This window comes from Rhodococcus sp. IEGM1428 (genome assembly GCF_050321865.1).
Taxonomy (GTDB): Bacteria; Actinomycetota; Actinomycetes; order Mycobacteriales; family Mycobacteriaceae; genus Rhodococcoides.
Window position 1 is genome coordinate 1,032,266 of the sequence record NZ_JBNQFW010000002.1, and the last position, 20,646, is coordinate 1,052,911.

At 64.9% G+C, this 20,646-nt stretch carries 18 protein-coding genes; 9 read left to right on the forward strand and 9 right to left on the reverse strand.

Going from position 1 to position 20,646, the window contains the following annotated elements; genetic code table 11:
- The first annotated feature begins 5 nt into the window (after positions 1–5).
- Positions 6–917, forward strand: coding sequence for a LysR family transcriptional regulator (locus ACQR3T_RS13465; RefSeq protein ID WP_428693741.1), 912 nt, complete (start codon positions 6–8; stop codon positions 915–917).
- On the opposite strand, the gene ACQR3T_RS13470 is transcribed toward ACQR3T_RS13465, so the two are convergent.
- Positions 886–1,263 carry an SHOCT domain-containing protein gene (locus ACQR3T_RS13470; protein WP_032379994.1) on the reverse strand — a complete coding sequence of 126 codons (378 nt, stop codon included), beginning with the start codon at positions 1,261–1,263 and terminating at the stop codon, positions 886–888. The two genes, ACQR3T_RS13465 and ACQR3T_RS13470, sit on opposite strands and share 32 nt — an antisense overlap.
- A gap of 491 nt (positions 1,264–1,754) precedes the next feature.
- On the opposite strand from ACQR3T_RS13470, the gene ACQR3T_RS13475 reads away from it, so the two are divergent.
- Positions 1,755–2,486, forward strand: coding sequence for a hypothetical protein (locus ACQR3T_RS13475; RefSeq protein WP_428693742.1), 732 nt, complete (start codon positions 1,755–1,757; stop codon positions 2,484–2,486).
- 144 nt (positions 2,487–2,630) lie between these two features.
- Here ACQR3T_RS13475 and leuA read toward each other — a convergent pair whose 3' ends face one another.
- Both leuA and ACQR3T_RS13485 read right to left on the reverse strand, forming a co-directional pair.
- Complete coding sequence (gene leuA / locus ACQR3T_RS13480) at positions 2,631–4,442, reverse strand: 2-isopropylmalate synthase (RefSeq protein ID WP_428693743.1); 1,812 nt, start codon at positions 4,440–4,442, stop codon at positions 2,631–2,633.
- A 163-nt stretch (positions 4,443–4,605) separates the two neighbouring features.
- Positions 4,606–6,285, reverse strand: coding sequence for an FUSC family protein (locus ACQR3T_RS13485; RefSeq protein ID WP_428693744.1), 1,680 nt, complete (start codon positions 6,283–6,285; stop codon positions 4,606–4,608).
- A gap of 148 nt (positions 6,286–6,433) precedes the next feature.
- Here ACQR3T_RS13485 and ACQR3T_RS13490 point away from each other — a divergent pair, with 148 nt between their 5' ends.
- Both ACQR3T_RS13490 and ACQR3T_RS13495 read left to right on the forward strand, forming a co-directional pair.
- Positions 6,434–7,699: an aspartate kinase gene (locus ACQR3T_RS13490; protein ID WP_032379997.1), complete on the forward strand. Its 1,266-nt coding sequence runs from the start codon at positions 6,434–6,436 to the stop codon at positions 7,697–7,699.
- 2 nt (positions 7,700–7,701) lie between these two features.
- Entirely contained in the window at positions 7,702–8,724 is a 1,023-nt protein-coding gene (locus tag ACQR3T_RS13495) for an aspartate-semialdehyde dehydrogenase (RefSeq protein ID WP_032379998.1), read from the forward strand.
- 49 nt (positions 8,725–8,773) lie between these two features.
- Here the strand turns inward: ACQR3T_RS13495 and ACQR3T_RS13500 are convergent, their stop codons facing one another.
- Positions 8,774–9,844 (reverse strand): ABC transporter ATP-binding protein, encoded by a 1,071-nt coding sequence (locus ACQR3T_RS13500; RefSeq protein ID WP_032379999.1) that lies wholly within the window; start codon positions 9,842–9,844, stop codon positions 8,774–8,776.
- A 117-nt stretch (positions 9,845–9,961) separates the two neighbouring features.
- Here ACQR3T_RS13500 and ACQR3T_RS13505 point away from each other — a divergent pair, with 117 nt between their 5' ends.
- The 3 genes from ACQR3T_RS13505 to ACQR3T_RS13515 all read left to right on the forward strand — a co-directional run bounded on the left by ACQR3T_RS13505 (position 9,962) and on the right by ACQR3T_RS13515 (position 14,090).
- Complete coding sequence (locus ACQR3T_RS13505; protein ID WP_428693745.1) at positions 9,962–11,794, forward strand: multicopper oxidase family protein; 1,833 nt, start codon at positions 9,962–9,964, stop codon at positions 11,792–11,794.
- Positions 11,795–11,942: 148 nt separating this feature from the next.
- Complete coding sequence (locus ACQR3T_RS13510; RefSeq protein ID WP_428693746.1) at positions 11,943–12,344, forward strand: DUF6855 family protein; 402 nt, start codon at positions 11,943–11,945, stop codon at positions 12,342–12,344.
- 48 nt (positions 12,345–12,392) lie between these two features.
- Entirely contained in the window at positions 12,393–14,090 is a 1,698-nt protein-coding gene (locus ACQR3T_RS13515) for a DUF222 domain-containing protein (protein ID WP_428693747.1), read from the forward strand.
- Positions 14,091–14,444: 354 nt separating this feature from the next.
- Here the strand turns inward: ACQR3T_RS13515 and ACQR3T_RS13520 are convergent, their stop codons facing one another.
- From ACQR3T_RS13520 to ACQR3T_RS13530, 3 genes are all read right to left on the reverse strand, one after another.
- A complete protein-coding gene (locus tag ACQR3T_RS13520) occupies positions 14,445–15,329 on the reverse strand; it encodes a polysaccharide deacetylase family protein (protein ID WP_428693748.1) in 885 nt (294 codons plus the stop codon).
- Between the two features lie 547 nt (positions 15,330–15,876).
- Positions 15,877–16,155: a hypothetical protein gene (locus tag ACQR3T_RS13525; RefSeq protein ID WP_032380002.1), complete on the reverse strand. Its 279-nt coding sequence runs from the start codon at positions 16,153–16,155 to the stop codon at positions 15,877–15,879.
- Positions 16,152–16,733, reverse strand: a complete 582-nt coding sequence (locus ACQR3T_RS13530) for a CGNR zinc finger domain-containing protein (protein WP_428693749.1) — start codon at positions 16,731–16,733, stop codon at positions 16,152–16,154. The genes ACQR3T_RS13525 and ACQR3T_RS13530 overlap by 4 nt, the downstream gene beginning before the upstream one ends.
- A 79-nt stretch (positions 16,734–16,812) precedes the next feature.
- Here ACQR3T_RS13530 and ACQR3T_RS13535 point away from each other — a divergent pair, with 79 nt between their 5' ends.
- A complete protein-coding gene (locus tag ACQR3T_RS13535; RefSeq protein WP_428693750.1) occupies positions 16,813–17,985 on the forward strand; it encodes an epoxide hydrolase family protein in 1,173 nt (390 codons plus the stop codon).
- 42 nt (positions 17,986–18,027) lie between these two features.
- On the opposite strand, the gene ACQR3T_RS13540 is transcribed toward ACQR3T_RS13535, so the two are convergent.
- Together ACQR3T_RS13540 and ACQR3T_RS13545 are read right to left on the reverse strand one after the other, a co-directional pair.
- On the reverse strand, positions 18,028–18,339 hold the full coding sequence (locus tag ACQR3T_RS13540) for a hypothetical protein (RefSeq protein WP_052070901.1): 312 nt from the start codon (positions 18,337–18,339) through the stop codon (positions 18,028–18,030).
- Positions 18,340–18,401: 62 nt separating this feature from the next.
- Positions 18,402–19,127 (reverse strand): LpqN/LpqT family lipoprotein, encoded by a 726-nt coding sequence (locus ACQR3T_RS13545; protein WP_428693751.1) that lies wholly within the window; start codon positions 19,125–19,127, stop codon positions 18,402–18,404.
- Between the two features lie 153 nt (positions 19,128–19,280).
- Here ACQR3T_RS13545 and ACQR3T_RS13550 point away from each other — a divergent pair, with 153 nt between their 5' ends.
- Positions 19,281–20,642 (forward strand): neutral zinc metallopeptidase, encoded by a 1,362-nt coding sequence (locus tag ACQR3T_RS13550; protein WP_428693752.1) that lies wholly within the window; start codon positions 19,281–19,283, stop codon positions 20,640–20,642.
- Positions 20,643–20,646 lie beyond the last annotated feature (4 nt).

The following is a 20,646-nucleotide window of genomic DNA, read 5'->3' on the forward strand; positions in this document are numbered from 1 at the left end:
TCTATATGAACGTGGAGCGGCTTCGGATCCTTGCGGAACTTGCCGACCGCGGAACCGTGGCCGCCGTCGCGGAGGCCCTGTCGATGACGCCGTCGGCGGTGTCTCAACAGCTCAAGTTGCTGGCTCGCGAGGCCGGCGTGACACTGCTCGAACCCGATGGGCGTCGGCTGCGCCTCACCGACGCCGGCCGCGCGTTGGTGCTGCGAACCGACGATGTGCTCGCGGCCCTCGCCCGCGCCACGGCAGAGATGGATCGATACCGAGCGTCCCCGCAGGGACGCGTCCGTGTGGCACTGTTCCCGTCCGGTGCCGCGCTGCTCCTACCCGGAGTGTTGACCCGTCTCGCGGGCTCGGACGTCGACATCGATGCGCGCGACGAAGATCTGCCGGCATCGTCGGTGCCCGAACTACTCGCCGACTACGACGTGGTGCTCACCCACCGGGACGATCGGGCTCCGTCGACGGCAGGCCCGCGCATCGAAGTGACGACCCTCATGCGCGAACCCATCGATCTGGTGTTGCCTCCCGATCATGCACTGGCACAGCATAAAACGGTGGACCTGAGAGAGCTGACCGACGAGCGGTGGATCAGCGTCCGTGGCGGATTCCCTGTGGACGACGTGCTGCTCTCCGTTGCCGCCGTCACCGGCGTCGAGCCACGAGTAGCGCAGCGTATCAATGACTTTCGAGTGACCGAGACCCTCGTGGCCGCCGGGCACGGAGTGGCGCTGATGCCGCGCTATGCCGTCGTTCATCCGGGCCTGGTGCGGCGACAACTGTCCGGGGTGCGAGCCGGCCGCATCTACGAACTCGCGACGAGGCCCGGTGCGCGTCGACTACCGGCGATCGCCGCTGTGCTCGACGCGTTCCGACTCGAAGCCGAGTTCAGGACAGCGCTTTGGCCTTCAACGTCCTGAACTCGTCCTGATCGATGGTTCCGTTGTCCAGCAATGCCTTTGCGTGTGCGATCTCTTCGGATGCGGATCGACCGGCGACGTGTTTGATGTAGTCCTCCTGCTGATCCTTCGCGTGCTGCAGGGCAGCGACCTGACGCTTGGCCATGCTGCTGCCGTTCACGATGAGGTACACCAGCGCGGTGAGGAACGGCGCAACGATGAGGAAGAACACCCACACGGCCTTGAGAACCCCGGATGTCTTGTGATCACGGAAAAGGTCTCCGATGATCGAGAACATCACCATCAGATAGGCCACGAAGGCGAATCCGACGACGAGAAGCCAAAGAAAATCCCAGAAAGAGTCCATTGCGAACTTCCATTCCCTTGTGTGCCCCGACGGCAGAATGATTGTCACATGCGGCGTACCAGCTACGACGCCGGTTGATCGCTTTCTCTCTTTTTCGACAATGGGTCCGTCGGGAAGGCGGTCGTTGCGGGGGCGATGAGCACCCCGACCTACCCGATGTGGTGCCATCGGTGCGAAGCGCGCATAGGGTGTAGACCGTGCTGCGCAACCAACCTGTGGCGCAACAGGTGTGGATTGCGGAACTGTCCTTCGCACTGACATGCGCAGCCGGCCCTTTGGTACGCGCCACAGGCCGCACAACCGGAGGTTCAGTGATGGGACACCTGTCAGCGAGTTCAGCCGCGGCCCCAGCGCATGCGGCGGATTCGGGTACCCGACACCGGTGGTTCGGACCTGCGGTTGCCGCTTCCCGCGCTGGCGGTGTCGTGGCAATAGTGGTTCTGACGCTCGCAGGGTGCTCGAATCCCCCCGAGCAGGACGCCCCTTCCGACGTGACCGCTTCGGCTTACCGGTCGCGCGTCGACGACGCGATCGGTGGTCAGTTCCAGATCACGATCGCCAACACTGGTGAACGACCAGTTGCGGTGCACACCATCGCACTTGCATCTCCTGGATTTGCGCCCGTCGCTCCTACTGTGCGCGAGATCGAGCTGCAGAAGGGCGGCCGGATCGATATCCCGACTCCGTACGGAGCGGCTCGATGTGACTCGACTGTGGGGCCGTTGGCCGCGCGCCTGTCCGTGACTCGCGAAGGAGAACCGGAGCAGGACGTGGAGGTTACGCTCGAGCAACCGTACGAGATCATCGACCGCATCCATTCGGAAGAGTGCACGGCCGAGCAAGTCTTGTCGAAAGTGTCGATGACGCTTTCGCTTTCGTCACCCCCGCTGGTCTCGACCGATCCACTGTCCGCCAGTGTGGTGGTGTCTCGCGAGTCTTTCGACGGACCAATTCGGGTCGACGAACTGCGGGGGAGCATTCTCTACGACCTGACCGGTGAGCTCCCTCGAACACTGCAGTCCGATGACGATTCCTTGGCCATTCCGCTCACCATCACCACAGCGTCGTGCGAAGCGCATGCGATCGCGGACTCGAAGAAGCCATTCGTCTTTCCGATTTACCTTGCCTTTGGCGACGGAAAGCCTGTGTACGCGCGGATCCCGGTGCCCACCGAAACACAGAAGCAATTGGTCGCGTATCAGGGCGCAGCCTGCATCCGTTAGCCGTTCTTCCCGGTCGACGACGACCTGCTCCCGGTGGCCGACGCACCGGGCAGCGAACCGTGAAGTTCCTGGTGGCGGCAGGGCGTCCGGCACACGACAAAGCCGCCCATTCATGATGAATGGGCGGCTTCTCGGTGGTGCAGGTCAGCGCAGTGCGCGGTTCACCGCCGAGACGACGGCACGCAGTGACGCGGTGGTGATCGATGTCGCGATTCCGACGCCCCAGACGGTGGTGGCGACACCGGCAGGCGAGGTCACCGAAGCTTCGACGTAGGCCGCAGCCTGGGCGTCGTCACCCGCGGACATGGCGTGCTCGGAGTAGTCCAGCACGCTGACGTCGTATCCGATGGTGGACAGCGCGTCGACGAAGGAGGCGAGAGGTCCGTTGCCGGAGCCGGAGATCTCCTGCTCGACGCCGTCCACCTTGACCGTCGCGGTGATCGTGTCGGTGCCGCCGTCGTGCTCGGCCGCGACGACCGACTGCTTGATGCGCTCGAGCGGACGGATCGGCGTCAGGTACTCCTCGGCGAAGACGTCCCACATCTCCTTCGGCGAGACCTCGCCGCCCTCACCGTCGGTGATGCGCTGCACGGCCTGGGAGAACTCGATCTGCAGACGACGCGGCAGGTTCAGTCCGTGATCGGACTTCATGATGTACGCGACGCCACCCTTGCCGGACTGCGAGTTGACGCGAATGACGGCCTCGTAGGTGCGGCCGACGTCCTTGGGGTCGACGGGCAGGTACGGAACCTGCCACGTGACGTCGCCGATATCCGCACCCTGCTCGTCCGCAGTGACTTTCATCGCGTCGAGGCCCTTGTTGATGGCGTCCTGGTGGCTACCGGAGAACGCGGTGTAGACCAGATCTCCGCCGTACGGGTGGCGCTCGGCGACGGGAAGTTGATTGCAGTACTCCACGGTTCGGCGGACTTCGTCGATGTTGGAGAAGTCGATCTGCGGATCGACGCCGCGGGTGAACAGGTTCAGACCCAGCGTGACGAGGCAGACGTTGCCGGTGCGCTCGCCGTTTCCGAACAGGCACCCCTCGATGCGGTCTGCGCCGGCCTGGTAGCCGAGTTCTGCTGCGGCAACACCGGTTCCGCGGTCGTTGTGCGGATGCAGCGACAGCACGATGCTGTCGCGGCGATCGAGGTTGCGGCTCATCCACTCGATCGAGTCTGCGTAGACATTCGGTGTCGCCATCTCGACCGTGGCGGGTAGGTTCAGGATCAACGGCTTGTCGGGCGTGGGATCGATGATCGCGGTGACCGCGTCGCACACCTCTTTGGCGTAGGAAAGTTCTGTGCCGGTGTAGGACTCGGGGGAGTACTCGTAGCGCCAATCGGTATCGGGGAACTTGGCAGCTTCCTCGAGAACCTTGCGGGCACCGTCGGTGGCGATCTTCTTGATGACATCACGATCGGCGCGGAACACCACGCGGCGCTGCAGGATCGACGTCGAATTGTAGAAGTGCACGATGACGCTTCGGGCACCCTCACAGGCGACGAAGGTGCGCTCGATCAGCTCGGGACGGCACTGCGTCAGAACCTGGATCGTGACGTCATCGGGGATCGCGCCGTCCTCGATGATCTCGCGGACGAAATCGAAGTCCGTCTGGCTGGCCGACGGGAAGCCGACCTCGATCTGCTTGTAGCCCATCCGAACCAGCAGATCGAACATGCGGCGCTTGCGGGCCGGGCTCATCGGGTCGATCAGAGCCTGGTTGCCGTCGCGCAGATCCACCGCACACCACTGCGGCGTCCGGTCGATGATCTTGTCCGGCCACGTGCGGTCGGGGAGGGTGATGGCTTCCACTTCCTCGGCGAACGGCCGATAACGGAACGTGGGCATCGAGGAGTTCTTCTGGGTGTTCCAGGCGGGCTGGTCGCTGGGCGCGGGCCGCGAGGGTGGGGTGATGGTGCGAGATCCCGAGGTGAATGCGTCGGCTGGTGACATGGTCTTCGTCTCTCCGTACAGATCAAAACAATGTGTTCGACCGGCGCAACGAACCCCGCGACGGGAAGCCAGTCTGGTCTCAGACCCCGTCGCGGCTGTTAAGAAGGAGAGCTCGCAGCATGGGGTGAGTGTACTACCGCAGACCGACCGCCTACCCCAGGGTTCAGGAGTCGACTTTTTCGGCGATGGTGTCGTGCCTGCGCTGCCACTGCTCTATGTCGTTCAGTCGTCCGACATCGGCCGCGCTCCAACACCGTGCGAGCAGTTCGTATCCGAGGTGATCGACCTCTGCATGGCGGGTCCACACGCGATGCGCCCAGCGGCGATCGTTGTGCGCCGCTTCGGCGCCCGCGAGCGCTGCGCCGACCAGCTCGAACTGCACGTCCCTTCGAAGCGTCAGAGTGGCTGCGGCCGTGACCGTCTCGGTTCGCAGAGTCGTCAACAATCGGGCGGTCAGGTCCAGAACCCGCCGATCGGACCACAAAAGTGCGCGTCGAAAAGCGCCCGGCAACAACAACCACAGGGCCGCGAACGCGAGGGCAACCCCCACCGCGGTTTCGACCACCCGATCCACCACGATGCCGCCGAGCGGAGCACCCGGATGCGAGATGGTGCCCATCAACAACGCGAGCGGGGTGATGAACGTGACGGCGAGGCCGTAGTTACGCGCCACGCTGATCTCGATCGCGAACTGCAGCACCATCAGCACCACGATCACGGCGAGGCCGGTCAGCGGCGAGAGATAGATTGCCGAGAACAACACCACGCCGGCCAGAGTGCCGCCGAGTCGCTGCATGCCGCGGTATGTCCCGTGGACGCGATCCGGCCCCTGTTGGAGCACCAGGACTGCGCCGAGGATCGCCCAATCCGGCCTGCTCAGACCCAGCGTCACACTGATCCCGCCCGCAGCTGCTGCTGCCGCGCAGAACACCCGGATCGCCGTGGACGCCGCGTGTGAATCTCGATGCAACGACCGCTTCAACCGATAGCCGATGCTCGGGCGAGCCAGCGGCAGTTGATCTCGTGCCGATTCCGCCTCGTTCTCCGGGTCCGGCACGGTGCCGGCGCGCGCCGACGTGGCAGCCGCAAACGCGAGATGGGCGTCGAACAGCGTCTGTACCAGTGCGGGGCGCGAGGTCGCGCGCGCCGATCCGGCCTCGTACACCGCGGCCCAGGCCGCGTGCAGACGGGAGGCGGCAGTGTGCCGATCGGCGACGGAGGCCGTCGGCGCGCTCGTGTACTTCTCGATCGCAGCCACCGCCGCACCGACCGCCGCCCGTTCGGGTCCTTTCGGATCCCGCACCACCCCGGACATCGCGACCACCAGCGCCGACGCGACGCCGATAGCCGCACAGACGGCGCCGCGGGTCGCGCTGATGTCGGCGGCAGGGAGGTACGACGCCACCGCGCACACCAGCACGAAGAAGAAAGCTCCCGGCGGACCGAGTCGAAGCGCCGCCACGACGTAGACCGCAACGAAGGCGAGAGCCGACAGCACGGCCACCGGAATCATCCGTGCCCATCCGGTCTCGCCGAAGTCGAGGGCGAGCTGCCCGGCCGTCGCGCCGAGCCACACCGAGGCCACCAGCGCGCCGCCTGCGATCAGTACTACCCACCAGCGCGATCGATAGGGGCGACCCTCGCCGTAGATCACCGCAAAACTGCCCGAGACCACCAGTAGTGCCTCGGTGTGGAACCCGAGCAGCCACGCCACGATCGCCGGAACCCCGAACGCCAGCGCCGAACGCAGACCACCCGGCCAGCGTCGGCCGACAGCGGGCAGCCCGAAGAGCACCCGCAGACCTCGGGCCGGCGGTGGTGGGAGATGTTCTGGAACGGTCACTCGAACATGTTAGGACAGGCGAAGCCGCAGGCAGACCACCCTGAATTCCCAGCTCGGAGCTACCCGGACCACTGTTCGGGCCGCTCGCTCGGTAAGGTGACCCGCGGACAATCGAACGATTGTCGGCTATCCAGCGGAGGTAATACGCGTGGCTCTCATCGTCCAGAAGTACGGTGGATCGTCGGTGGGGACCGCCGAACGTATCCGACGCGTCGCTGAACGAATCGTCGAGACCAAGAAGGCGGGCAACGACGTTGTCGTCGTCGTGTCGGCGATGGGCGACACCACCGACGAACTGCTCGACCTCGCACAGCAGGTGTGCCCGGCCCCGCCTGCTCGCGAGATGGACATGCTGCTCACCTCGGGTGAACGTATCTCCAACGCGCTGGTCGCGATGGCCATTCACTCGCTCGGTGCCGAGGCGCGGTCGTTCACCGGTTCCCAGGCAGGCGTCGTCACCACCAGCGTGCACGGGAACGCCAAGATCATCGACGTCACCCCCGGCCGCGTCCGTAGCGCACTCGACGAGGGTTCGATCGTTCTGGTCGCCGGATTCCAGGGCGTCAGCCAGGACAGCAAGGACGTCACCACGCTCGGTCGTGGTGGGTCCGACACCACAGCCGTCGCGCTCGCCGCGGCCTTGAACGCCGATGTCTGCGAGATCTACACCGACGTCGACGGCATCTTCACCGCCGACCCGCGCATCGTTCCCAACGCTCAGAAGCTCGACACCGTCTCGTTCGAGGAGATGTTGGAGATGGCCGCCTGCGGCGCGAAGGTGCTCATGCTGCGTTGCGTCGAATATGCCCGTCGCTACAACGTTCCCGTACACGTGCGCTCGTCGTACACCACAAAACCCGGAACGATCGTCTCCGGATCTATGGAGGACATTCCAGTGGAAGAAGCAATTCTCACCGGCGTCGCACACGATCGCAGCGAGGCGAAGGTCACCGTCGTCGGTCTGCCCGACACCCCTGGCTACGCCGCCAAGGTCTTTCGCGCCGTCGCCGACTCCGAGATCAACATCGACATGGTGTTGCAGAACGTCTCGAAGATCGACACCGGCAAGACCGACATCACCTTCACCTGCCCCAAGGCCGACGGCCCGACGGCAGTGGAGAAGCTCACCAAGCTGCAGGCCGAAATCGGCTTCGCCCAGGTGCTCTACGACGATCACATCGGCAAGGTCTCGCTCGTCGGTGCCGGCATGAAGAGCCATCCCGGCGTCACCGCCACGTTCTGTGAGGCCCTCGCCGACGCCGGTATCAACATCGATCTCATCAGCACCTCCGAGATCCGTATCTCGGTGCTGTGCAGCGACACCCAGCTCGACGAAGCGGTACGCGCGTTGCACGCCGCCTTCGATCTGGGTGGCGACGAAGAAGCCGTAGTACACGCAGGAACAGGACGATAACGATGACCACAGTTGCAGTAGTCGGAGCCACCGGCCAGGTCGGTGCCGTCATGCGAACCCTGTTGGAGGAGCGTAACTTTCCCGCCGACACCGTTCGATTCTTCGCCTCCGCGCGCTCGGCGGGCAAGAAGCTGCCGTTCCGCGGCGAAGAGATCATCGTCGAGGACGCCTCCACCGCCGACCTCACCGGCATCGACATCGCACTGTTCTCGGCCGGTGCCACGCTCTCGCGTGAGCAGGCACCGCGGTTCGCGGCAGCCGGCGCGGTCGTCATCGACAACTCGTCCGCGTTCCGCAAGGACGCCGACGTGCCGCTGGTGGTCAGCGAGGTCAACCCCGAAGCGGCGAAGAACCCGCCGCGCGGCATCATCGCCAACCCCAACTGCACCACCATGGCCGCCATGCCGGTGCTCAAGGTGCTGCACGACGAAGCCGGCCTGCAGCGACTGATCGTCTCGAGCTACCAGGCCGTCTCCGGCAGCGGACTCGCCGGCGTCGACGAGCTCGCCACCCAGGCCCGCGCCGTCATCGACGACGTCGAAAAACTGGTGCACGACGGTTCGTCGGTGGATTTCCCGGCCCCGAACAAGTACGTCGCGCCCATCGCCTTCAACGTCCTGCCGCTGGCCGGCGCGCTGGTGGACGACGGATCCGGCGAGACCGACGAGGACCAGAAGCTGCGCAACGAATCGCGCAAGATCCTCGGACTGCCGGACCTGCTGGTCAGCGGCACCTGCGTGCGCGTCCCGGTGTTCACGGGTCACTCCTTGTCGATCAACGCCGAGTTCGCTTCGCCGTTGTCGGTCGAGCGGGCCCGCGAGTTGCTGGCCTCGGCACCGGGCGTTTCGTTGGTCGACGTCCCGACACCGCTCGACGCTGCGGGCAAGGACGAGTCCCTCGTCGGACGCATCCGCCAGGATCCGGGCGTCCCCGAGGGCCGCGGATTGGCGCTGTTCGTCTCGGGCGACAACCTGCGTAAGGGTGCCGCGCTCAACACCATTCAGATCGCCGAGCTGCTGGTCTGAGCTCGTGCGCGTTGTGCGTAGTCGGAGCTACGCACAACGCGCACGACGGTCAGTTCAGGCGGTGACCTTCGGCGGACGCGTCGAAGATGTGGGCGTGTGCGTCGTCGATGCGCACATGGACGCGGTCGCCCTTCTCGGGCGGGCTACGCCAATCGGCCCGAGCGACAATGGTTTCGGACTTGCCGTTGATGTCCGCTCGTCCGAACACGAATGCTTCGGAACCGAGTTCTTCGACGACGTCGATCTCGAGAGCAATTCCGCTGTCGGCAATCTCGATGTGCTCGGGCCGAATACCGAACATCACCTCGGTCGCAGAACCGAGGGTCTGACGCGGCACCGGAATCACCTGATCGGCCAGGCGGACGCCGCCGTCGGTGACCGGAGCGCGGAACAGGTTCATCGACGGTGAGCCCATGAACCCGGCGACGAACGCGTTGACCGGGGTGCGGTAGAGCTCGCGCGGCGTGGCGCACTGTTGCAGCACACCACCTTTCAGGACGGCGACGCGATCACCCATCGTCATGGCCTCGACCTGATCGTGGGTGACGTACACCGTCGTCGTGCCGAGCCGACGCTGCAACTGAGCGATCTGCGTCCGCGTCTGAACCCTCAGTTTGGCGTCGAGGTTGGATAGCGGCTCGTCCATCAGAAACACCTGAGGTTGCCGAACGATGGCGCGGCCCATGGCAACTCGCTGACGCTGACCGCCCGAGAGGGCCTTCGGCTTGCGATCCAGGTACGGCTCGAGGTCGAGCAGCTTCGCGGCCTCCTCGACGCGAGTGCGAATGTCTTCCTTGTTCGCCTTCGCCAGCTTGAGCGCGAACCCCATGTTCTCGGCGACGGTCATGTGCGGGTACAGCGCGTAGTTCTGGAACACCATCGCGATGTCGCGATCCTTGGGTTCGGAATTGGTGACATCCTTGCCGCCGATGAGGATGCGACCGGAATTGACCTCTTCGAGCCCCGCGAGCATCCGGAGCGACGTCGACTTGCCGCAGCCGGAGGGGCCGACCAGAACGAGGAACTCACCGTCCTCGATGTGCAGGTCGAGCTCGTTCACCGCTGGGGTGTCGGAGCCGGGAAAAAGCCTGGTCGTGCGCTCGAACGAGATTGTTGCCATGACGAAATAGATCCCTCCACCGGCAGGAACGTGCCGGACGATCCGAGTGTGGGGTGACGGCGGGAGCCGACCAGCACATAGTATGGGCCCAATCACAATCAGGAGGAAGGTGGCCGGGTGAGCGGCTCCGTGTCCAGACGAACCGCCCTGCGTGGGCTGGCGGCGGCCGCAGTGGCAGCCGGCGCAGCAGCACTACCCGTGGCATCGACGACCCGTCGAGCACTGGCCGACGACTTCCTCCGTGGGCAGAGTCCTCTCCTCTTCCATTCGCCGCCGCTGACGCCGTTCCGTGACGAACTGCCGCGATTGCCGCTCATCAGCGGTACCGAGGTCACGCTCGACGCACACAGCTCCACTCATGCCTTCCATGCCGATCTGCGACCCGGTCCCACGTTCGGCTACGGCCAGTGCGACTACCTCGGGCCCACCATCGAGTCGCAGCAAGGTCAGCCCTGGACGCTGAAGTACTCGAACACCACCGCCGGTAATCCTCTCGCCGCCGACATCGACACCTCGCTGCACGGCATGAGCGAGATGGACCGCACGATGACGCCGACGTCGCTGCACCTGCACGGCAGCATCACCGAGCCGGCGAGCGACGGTCACTCGGAGATGCTGGTGCGCCCGGGCGAGTCGATGACGCACAGCTTCCCGGGTCTCAACGACGCCGCAGGACTCTGGTACCACGACCACGCCATGTCGATGACGCGCATCAACGTCTATGCAGGCCTGCTCGGCATGAACCTCGTCCGGGACCGTTGGGACACCGGCACTTCCGACAACGCGCTCGGACTGCCCTCGGGTGAGTTCGAGCTGCCGCTGGTGCTGCAGGAAAAGATCATGAATCCCGACGGCAGCATGAGCATCCGTTCCAACATCACCGTGCCGCAGGGTAAGTGGGAAGGCGGCGGCACCGGAGACGTGGGCGTCGTGAACGGCAAGATCTGGCCGACGATGGAAGTCGCCCGCGGGATGTACCGGCTGCGCCTGGTCAACGCCGGGTCGTACAGTGTGTGGAACCTGTTCTTCACCAACAAGTTACGCTTCTGGGTCATCGGGAACGACGGGGGATTGCTCGACGCCCCGGTGGAAACCACCAGCATCCGCCTCGCGCCGGCCGAACGCGCCGACATCCTGGTCGACTTCGGGGCCGTCGAAGCAGGGGCGTTGGTCGAGTTGCTCAACGACGAACCGCCACCGGCTCAGGCGGCGTCGCTCGGAGCTGTCCCGATGCCCATGTTCTGCCAGTTCCGCGTCGCGTCCACGGCGGGGTTCCGGGGCGGTATGCCGTCGTTGCTGCGCGGAGGAAAGGGGCAGCCGGATGTGTTGCCCGCGTTGCCGACCCCCACCTTTACCCGCACCGTCACCGTGAACCAGCCCTCCAGTGGGCTGAACCTGGACATGACGCTGATGAACCTGAACAACCTGCGGTACTCCGACCCGGATATCGAGATGCCGAAGCAGGGCACCGTGGAGATGTGGAACATCGTCAACACGACGGTCGAACCACACCCGATTCACCTGCACCTGGCGCACTTTCGGACGCTGGGACGTATTCCGATCGACCTCGCCGCGTACCAACGCGACTTTCCCCGGCCCACGTTCGGCACCAGATGGGCTCCGCCGGTGGAGAAGTTCCTCACCGGTCCATCGGTGCCGCCTGCCACCTGGGAAGCCGGGTGGAAGGACACCGTCAACACGTACCCGGGCACCGTCACCCAGATCCTCGTCCGATTCCCGACGGCCGACGAACTCGGGTTCGACCCCGACGCCACCTTCGCGGGACCGGCCGCGCACCACGGCGGTAGCGATATGAGCGGCCACGATGTGGGCGGTCACGACATGCCGGCTTCGGGTCCATCCGAATTGCAGGGGTACATGTGGCACTGCCACATGCTCGATCACGAGGACCACGAAATGATGCTGCGGTACCGCGCCGTCGCTCCGTGACGTAGTCACCCGAACCTGTCCGGGGTCGGTAGCTGGTTGCGTTCACCGTCCGGTCGGCCCACACTGACCGAGCCGCGTAAGGCAATCACCGTGCTCGGTCGAGATTTCTGCCCATCGGCCGACTGCGACAACCGAACGGACCTCGGCCATGAGCAGCGGAACCAAATCCGACCCGTGGGCTCTCACCACCGCCCCCGGCACCTCGGCGTACACCATGTACCGCGATCCCGACCACGAGCCGCCTGCCCTCGTATGCCAGGTGGGGTCGACGACACTGCGATACCGCATCGAGGCAATCGAGGATTTGCACGGCTGGCTCACCGAACGTGCCGACTGGGTATTGCTCGGTGCCGCAGACGAGAAGAAGCCGGCTGCTCCTGACACGGTCGAAGCGTGGGGGCGCTCAGAGGACAACCCGGTCGGCGGTTGGTACGGGCTCAGGAACGGATACCGCGGCCGGTTCGGGATGTCCCTGCCGCCGCTCCTCGAAGAGCTCGGCCTGGCCGAGCTCACTCACAACGCCCGGAACAACAGCATGCGAGCGTTGTAAAGCAGTTGTCGAAAAAGTGTGTCGGTGGGTGGGTATAGCTTTCGTGGTGTGAAGACATGGGGGGATGTGTTCGAGCTCGCGGACCAGGAATTGGTCTCCGAGCTCGCTGACGTGACCTCCCTCGAAAACGCACTCGCAGCAACCAGATTGACACTGCTCGCCGAAATCGACCGACGCGGCTTGGCGATGAAACTCGGTCACTCGTCCGTCACCCGCTGGTACGCCCGATCGGTCCGGATCACCGACGGATCAGCCGCCCGCCAGAACGCACTGGGATACTGGCTGCACGATCACCACACCGTGCTCGACGCCCTCGCCGATGGTCGGATCCATGCCGCGCACGCCGCAGCAATCGCCGAGGGCTACGACGTCGTCCTGCTGGCCGACCCCACCCTCGACGAGCAACGACGCGCCGCAATCGTCGCCGAACTCCTCGACACCGCGATACGCAATACCGCCGGTCAGGTCACCTCACGTGCGCAAGCACTGGCGCACTCTGCGGCCGACGACGCCCGAGCTCGGCACGAGAAGGACCGACGCGAGCAACAACGACGAGAGCAGGAAAAGCGGGAGCAGGAGCAGGAGCATCAAGATCAGGCGGGACGGAGCGATCATTCAGCGACTCCAAGCGGTAGGCTGCCCGACCCGGAACCGCCTGCACCCGAGCCTGTTCCGCCGACTCCCGCGCCTGCACCGGTGTCGGAGAACCCGGACTTGAACCGATTCGATCTTCATCCTCTCGCGAACGGTCGTTATCAATTCGGTGGCAACGCCGACCGATTGCTGGCCGAGAAGCTGCTCACCGCCCTGTCGGCGTTGACGGCTCCGCGGCCCGGTCCCGGTGGCGAACGCGACCCACGTAGCCCGTCGAAGCGGCGCGCTGACGCCCTCGATCAGATCCTCGATCGGCACCTGCGCGGCAGTACCCGCGGGTCGGCGGGTGGGTCGCGGGCGTCGGTGCACCTGATCGTTCCGCTACGAGACTTGCTCGCCCACGGCGGCAAGGAACAACCCGGAAGCGCAACAACGGATTCGACGGGAACCCGCGCCGGCCACGACAGGGTCGGTTCCAGCGTTGATGCTGTGCGCCGCGAAGAGGGTGACAGCACCGGTCCCACCGACCCGCGTCCTGACGGCGCTGCCCGAGGCGATACCGACGCTCGCGGCGGAGCACCAAACGGTGGTGATGGCGGCGGGCAGAAGTTCGCGCCCGAGCCGGGCGACGCCGATGCTCGCCACGAAGCAGCAGCCGGTGGCGATACTGCCGGTGGTGCTGGTGCCGGGCGGAAGTCTGCGCCCGAGCCGGGCGACGCCGACTGGCCGTTCCACCTCGACTGGACCGGCCCGATCAGTCGTTTCCTTGCCGAACTCCTCACCTGCGACGCCGACCTGACCCCGGTCATCGTCGACGACCTCGGCGTTCCGCTCGCGCTCGGGCGCACCACCAGACTCGCGAGCGACGACCAACGCATTGCGCTGACCATCCGCGATACCTGCTGCGTGATGTGCGGACGCCCCGCGCAGTGGTGCCAGGCCCACCACGTGAAGTTCTGGGAAGACGGCGGCGTAACCGATCTGAACAACCTCGCGTTGGTCTGCGGGGAATGCCACCGCCTCGTCCACCACGGCGACTGGCAACTGATCATGGGCGAGGACGGACACCCGTACGCCATCCCACCCGAATCCGTCGACCCCCGAAGACAACTTATCCCCACCTACCACCGACGAAGACGACGCGCAGCCTGATTCCACCGGTCGCTCCACTCGACCGCCCAAGCAGTTCCCATGCGAGCCCTGCGCCGGCCGTGCGGCCATCGGCCTGGGCTTCGTCGTGCGGCCTCCCCATGAGCACGGTGCTGTCGATGAGCACGGACGGGCCAGGATTCGCTTGTGCCCAAGGTTCTCTCGCTCACCCGAGCGTCATCGCCGGGCTGTCTTCCGCGGGGCACGACCGGCATGCATGGTCACTCGGGCCAACGCCGCGTCGACCAGAGAACTGAGCACCTCGCCAATCGGTGGCCGCTCACGGGACTAGGTCCCTCGCCGCCCCAGCGGTGGACAGTCCGTCGTATACCCGTCGCTCACGGGTCGACAACCGACCTAGGGCGGAGGTACCAGCCCTCGATAGTGCGCCGCGATGTCGCCGGGAGTGGTGAACCAGACGCCGTCACCGTTGGCGGTCATATGCCTCAGAGCCGAGCGGAACCGTCGAAGTCTGTAGGGCTGTCCGGTGAGAAATGTGTGCAGGGAGATCGCCAGCACCACGGGTTGGTGCGTCGAGTTCTCCTTCAGCTCGTCCAAGCTGTCGATGATGTTGTGCTCGAACGCTTCTGCGGTCTGGTGGTGGTGCACGAACATCGGCAGATCGTTGACCTCGTGCGGATACGGGATGCTCAGCAACGGGCCGCCGCGGGTCTTCAGCCACACCGGCTGATCGTCGATCGGCCAATCCAAGGTGTACGCGTAACCGCGTTCGGCGAGCAGGTCCTCGGTCACGCGGCTGGGATTGGCCCCGGGGCTCATCCATCCGCGAGGCGGCGAGCCTTCGTGACGCTCGATAGCGGTCGTCACCTCGTCTATCGAGCGGCGCTCGGAGTCCTCGGCCAGGTCGTTCGGTTGGACGGCATTGGTTCGGCCGTGCGCGACGACTTCCGCGCCGAGCCCACGGAAGGCGTCGACCAGCTGTGGGGCATGCTCGTACACCTCGGTGTTCACGAGGAGAGTCGGGCGAAATCCGCTCTGCTGCAACGTCTCTGCGATCCGAAAACCACCCACGCGGTTCCCGTACTCACGCCAGCCCCAGTTGTAGGTGTTGGGCTGATCCATCGCGGGCGTGTATCCGAGTCCGGGTTCGCCGTCGTCGTAGGGAAAGTGTTCGCAGTTGACGGCGATGTACACGGCGAGGCGCGCGCCACCCGGCCACTCGAATTGTGGCCGATCGACGATGGGGGAGTAGTCGAAGCGTCCGTGGGAGGCGAGAGGCATAGCGGCAGAATTGCCCGCGGCTCGTCGGCGCAAACTGCCGCACGTTCGATCCATCCCATCGACTGCGGGTGCGAACAGTTACGCAATCTTTCGGATTCGGCGGATGCTTCTGCTGTTCTGCGGATGTGGACACAGATGAGCGGCTAAATTTGGCGCATGTCGAACCAGTTCTACGGTGGCAACCACGTCCACCATCACTATCACGCGCAAGGCCACGCGACTCCGTCCCAACGTCCCGTGGACACCCGGTCTGTGTGGCGGCAGCACCCTTTCGTAGGTGCACTGGTCGCGGTGATCGGGGTTTTTCTGGCGCTCGGATTCATTGTGAATTTTTGGTATATCGCGCTGCCCGCCGTCGCTCTGGGTGGCGGTTGCTACATAGGTGTCAAGACAGTAAAGAAGCAGCGAGCAACTCAGTCAGCGCTTGCGGCGCGTGCACAGGCGGAGCACGAGGCGTATTCCAGAGGGGACGTTGAGGGTCTGTACGGCCAGTACACGCCTCCGAAGATCTAGCGCGGTCACCGTAAGGTCCGCAGTCGTTTGGGGATCAGCTCCTGCGAATCGCGGCTTCGACCAACTGCGCAATCTGCGGATTCCGCGGCTCGAACACCGCGAACAGTCCGATTGCCGCTAGCTGCGGTGCAAGATCTTCCAGCGTTGCCAACAGTTCTCGGTGGGCCTCGGTGCCCGGTTCGGCGTCGTCGAGGGCTCGCGCGTTGGCCACGAACGCCGCGACGGTGCCTTTGCGAATCTCGAGTCCATCGAACGACGCGCTCTCTGCCCCGTCGGGCAGAACGTCCTCGGGACGTACCGAATGGCTGCTCACTGTTCGCGGCTCCTTTCATGTTCGCGCCGCTGATTGGCAACGAACCGCGCCTTCTTCTGACGATTTCCGCACGTGTTCATGTCGCACCATTTCCGGCTGCGGCTCTGGCTGGTATCGAAGAACGCGGCTCGGCAGGTGGGCGATGCGCACAGCGCCAACTTTCCGTCCCGCTCGCCGGCGATGATGCTGATGGCGTCGGCAGCGATGACCCCCAGGGCGTCCTCGACTGCCGACTCCGAGTTCAACGTCCATCGGCTTGTGCCCTCTGACGTCAAGACCGCCGACGCGTTGCCCCGGATGCTGTGGTCGTTGACGACCTGGATGGCCGACGCGGGCAGGGCCTCGTGGACCGCTGCTGCCGTCGCGGCGAGGTGTATCGCTTCTCGCAGTTCCAGAGCCAGGTCCAGTTGGGCCGCGGTGCAGGTGTTCACGGAGAGCCCGTTCAGTGCCAACCAGTCGACGAACCGATGCGGCACTGGGATTCGCTCCACCGGGTCGCCGCGTCGCTCGGTCAATGTCCCGGTGAACGCGGTGGACAGCACGCTGCCGGGGCGGAACTCGGGGAACTCGGCGGCCATGGGAACCAGCTTAGCCGGTTGCGCAGAGGTCACCTCGAGATGTAGAACTGGCTAAGCCGGTTCCAATCGAGGAGACCCCATGACGACACTCAACTCCACGCAGGTGCACGCATTCGAGTTCCGGGCGTCCGACGCGGACCTCGACGATCTACGTGCGCGATTGAAGGCTGCACGCCTTCCGGAAGCGGAGACGGTGTCGTCCGGCTCGGGCCGATGGGAACAAGGCGTCCCTCTGGCCGACCTCGTCGAGACCGTCGACTATTGGCACACCGACTACGACTGGCGATCGTTCGAGGAACGACTCGATCGAGTCGGCCAGTGGCGCACGACGATCGACGGCGTCGGCATTCACTTCTTGCACCGACGATCGGCACGCGCGGATGCCACCCCGCTGATCATGACCCATGGCTGGCCGGGCAGTTGCGTCGAATTCGTCGACATCGTAAACGAGTTGGCAGATCCCCGAGATGCCAAGGCACCGGCGTTCCACGTGGTGATCCCGTCTCTGCCCGGCTTCGGTTACAGCGACAAGCCGACTGCCACCGGATGGGGAACCGAGAAGATCGCGTCCGCGTGGGTCGAGTTGATGCACAGGCTGGGTTACGACCGGTTTCTGGCCCACGGTGGCGATTGGGGAGGCGTGATCACCACGATCCTCGGTGGCCGGTTTCCGGAGCATGTCATCGGAATCCACACAACTCTCGCGCAACCGCCACCGGGGATGACGACAGAAGCGCTCACTCCCGACGAGCGCCGTTGGACCGAGGACTCCGAAAATTTCCGGCGGCACCACTGTGCGTACGCGAAGCAGCAGGCGACCCGGCCGCAAACGATCGGATACTCACTCGTCGACTCCCCGGTCGGGTTGCTCGCGTGGATCCTCGACAAATTCGCGGAGTGGACAGATACCGAGGACAGCCCGTTCGAGGTGATCTCGAGGGACCGACTGCTGGACAACGTCACCCTGTACTGGCTCACGCGCTCCGGAGCGTCGTCGGCTCGGATCTACTACGAAAGCCACAACTCCCTCGACCCGGACCTGCGGGTCGATGTTCCCGCGGCGATCACCACGTATCCGCGCGATATCGAGAAGAATCCTCGGCCGTGGGCTCAGCACCGATTTCGGCAGATCGTCCGATGGAGGACTCCCGAGAATGGGGGACACTTTCCTTCACTGGAAGATCCCACCTACTTCGTCAGGGATCTGCAAGAGGGCTTCGCGGCCGTACTCTCGGCCGCGGGTATTCGATGAAACAAGTTACTGAGCAATGATATTCGGCAGTAGCTGATCGCGTCAGGGCAGTCGCCGCGCCTGTGCTCGGGCGTAGTCCTCGGGGTGGTTCTTCTTCTGATTCGCTCGGACGGGGTAGAGCAGCAGCCAGAAGGCGAAGAAGCAGACCGCGCGGATCAGCACCCACACGAACCACACCGGCCACACGATGAGCAGCCCCAGTTGAAGTATCTGTTTCAGCACCACGGGTGTGCCGTTCGCCAGCGCCACCCAGCGCAGTGGATTCAGCTTGCGGAGAAAGCGTTTGGGCTCCGAATACGGCTCGTCGGGTCCGATACTCAGTGGCGAGACAGTGCTCGGCGGTGCTGTAGTCATTGGCAAACCTGTCTCACGGTGATCGGAGCATCCCAGCTCCGATCACCGTGCTCGGCAACGAATTACGGGGTGATGACGGTCTGGTCGTCCACCTGGGTGGTGGCGTCGACCAGTAGGTCGAACTGATCGACGCTGCCGTCGACGTTGATCTGCAGGATGTAGTAGCCGTCCTGCCCGGTGATGATCGCGGTCTTCTGCGCCGACACCAGCTCGGCCCCTGTCTCGTCGACGTACGTTCCGGCGATCTGGTACGCCGGGAAGCCCGACAGTGTCGACACGGCACCTTCCCCGGATGGAGTGAACTGGGGAAGGTTCATCAATTCGCCTGGGGCATAGTCGATGATGGCCTGGGGATCGACGTCGCCTTCGAGCTTGGAGACGATCGCGATCATGCTCGGGGTGCGTTCGTCGGCGGCGACCTCCGGGTAGATGATCGCACCGTAGGCCCACTCGGGGGTCTGTTCGGCCGCGTCCACCCAGCCTTCCGGGATGGCCAGGTTGATGGTGGGCGCGGTGGGATCGTCACGGGTGACTGGGATTTCGGTCAGGCCCGCTTCTACGATGTAGTCGGCGATGGTGGGGTTGGGGCCGGCGGGGGCTTCGGTGGTGGTGGCGGGCGCCAGCTTCTTGACCGTCGTGGTCGCGGCTGCCTCCGTCGTCGTGGTTGCGGCTGCCGAGGTCGTGGCCGTTGCAGTGTCGGAGCTACTGCTGCATCCGGCGGCGGTGAGCCCGAGTATCACCACGGCAGCACATGCGGCCCCACGAACGCCAATAGTAGAGAGTGTCATCGGTCCTCTTTCGTTCGTTCGGATACAGCATTCAGGTCGCTACAGCAGGGATCGAACCGACCGGATCGTAGAACCGTGACATTGGAAATGGATTGGAAAATCGGGTGCAGCTTCCAATCGATTTCCAATCCTCGCTGGTTAGCGTCTGCAGCCATGAGGTCAGTAGTGAAGACGTTTGCGGTGGTCGGGGTAGCGGCATTGGCCTTGTCCGCGTGCGGTTACTCGGCGCAATCCGGCTCCAGCACAACAGAATCGACACCCCAGGCGGTGGCAGGCGACGCGCCCGCAACCGCCGGAATGGTGGGCGATGCGTCCGATCCGGTGAACGAGATCGTCGCCGCCGCGATCGATGATCTGCAGTCGTATTGGGCCGAGCAATTCCCCGCTGTGTACGGCAGCGACTACACACCCGTCAGCGGTGGCTTCTATGCCGTCGTCCCGTCTTCCGGCGATGTGCCGCCGTGCGCGTCGTCGGCCGACGATATCGCGGGCAACGCCTTCTACTGCCCCAGCGCCGACGTAGTGGCGTGGGACAGCGAAGGTTTGCTCCCCGATCTCCAGCAACGGTTCGGCGACTTCGTGATTCCCGTCGTGATGGCCCACGAGTGGGGCCACGCGATCCAGGCCAGGGCCAACTTCGAGGGCATGACCGTCACCAGTGAAATTCAGGCCGACTGCTTCGCGGGAGCGTGGGCGGCTCATGCGGTGTCCGACGCCACCGCCTTCGATCCGTCGCAGGCCGAACTCGACAGTGCTCTGGCCGGTTTCCTGTATCTACGTGACGAGCCGGGTAGTTCGGCCGAGAGCGATTCCGCGCACGGCAGCGGCTTCGACCGCGTCAGTTCGTTTCAGACCGGGTTCGACGGCGGCCCGATGGACTGCAAACCGTACGTCGACGGCTCGCCTCCCGTCCTGCAGCTGCCGTTCACCAGCCAGTCCGACGCCGATCGGGGCGGAGACGCTCCGCTCGAGCAGATCATCGACGGTGTTCCGAAAGATCTCGAGGACTACTGGAGCGTGCTCTTTCCGGAGCTGACGGGCCGGCCGTGGGAGCCACTGAAGCCGGTCGTTGCGTTCGACCCGTCCGATGCTCCCGAGTGCGGCGGCCAGTCTGCCTCCGGTTACGTGCTGTTCTACTGCGTGCCCGACGACTACGTGGGGTTCGACGCCGTCGATGCGATGCCGCGGTTCTACGAGCAGGGTGGGGATTTCGCCGTCGCGGCGCTCATCGCGACGCAGTACGGGTTGGCGGGGATGGCCCACGCAGGGATCGACGCCGACACTCAGGACACGTCCTTGCAGGGCGATTGCTTCGCCGGGAGCTGGGCGGCCAGCGTATTGCTGCAGAACCGTCCCACCAGCGGATACACGCTCTCGCCCGGCGACCTGGACGAGGCGATCGCATCGCTGCTGCTCTTCCGCGGTGACGGTGACGAGTCCCGTCAGGGCAGTGGGTTCCTCCGCGTCGAGGCGTTCCGGCACGGTGTGATGGACGGGGCCCAGGCCTGCATCTGACGGC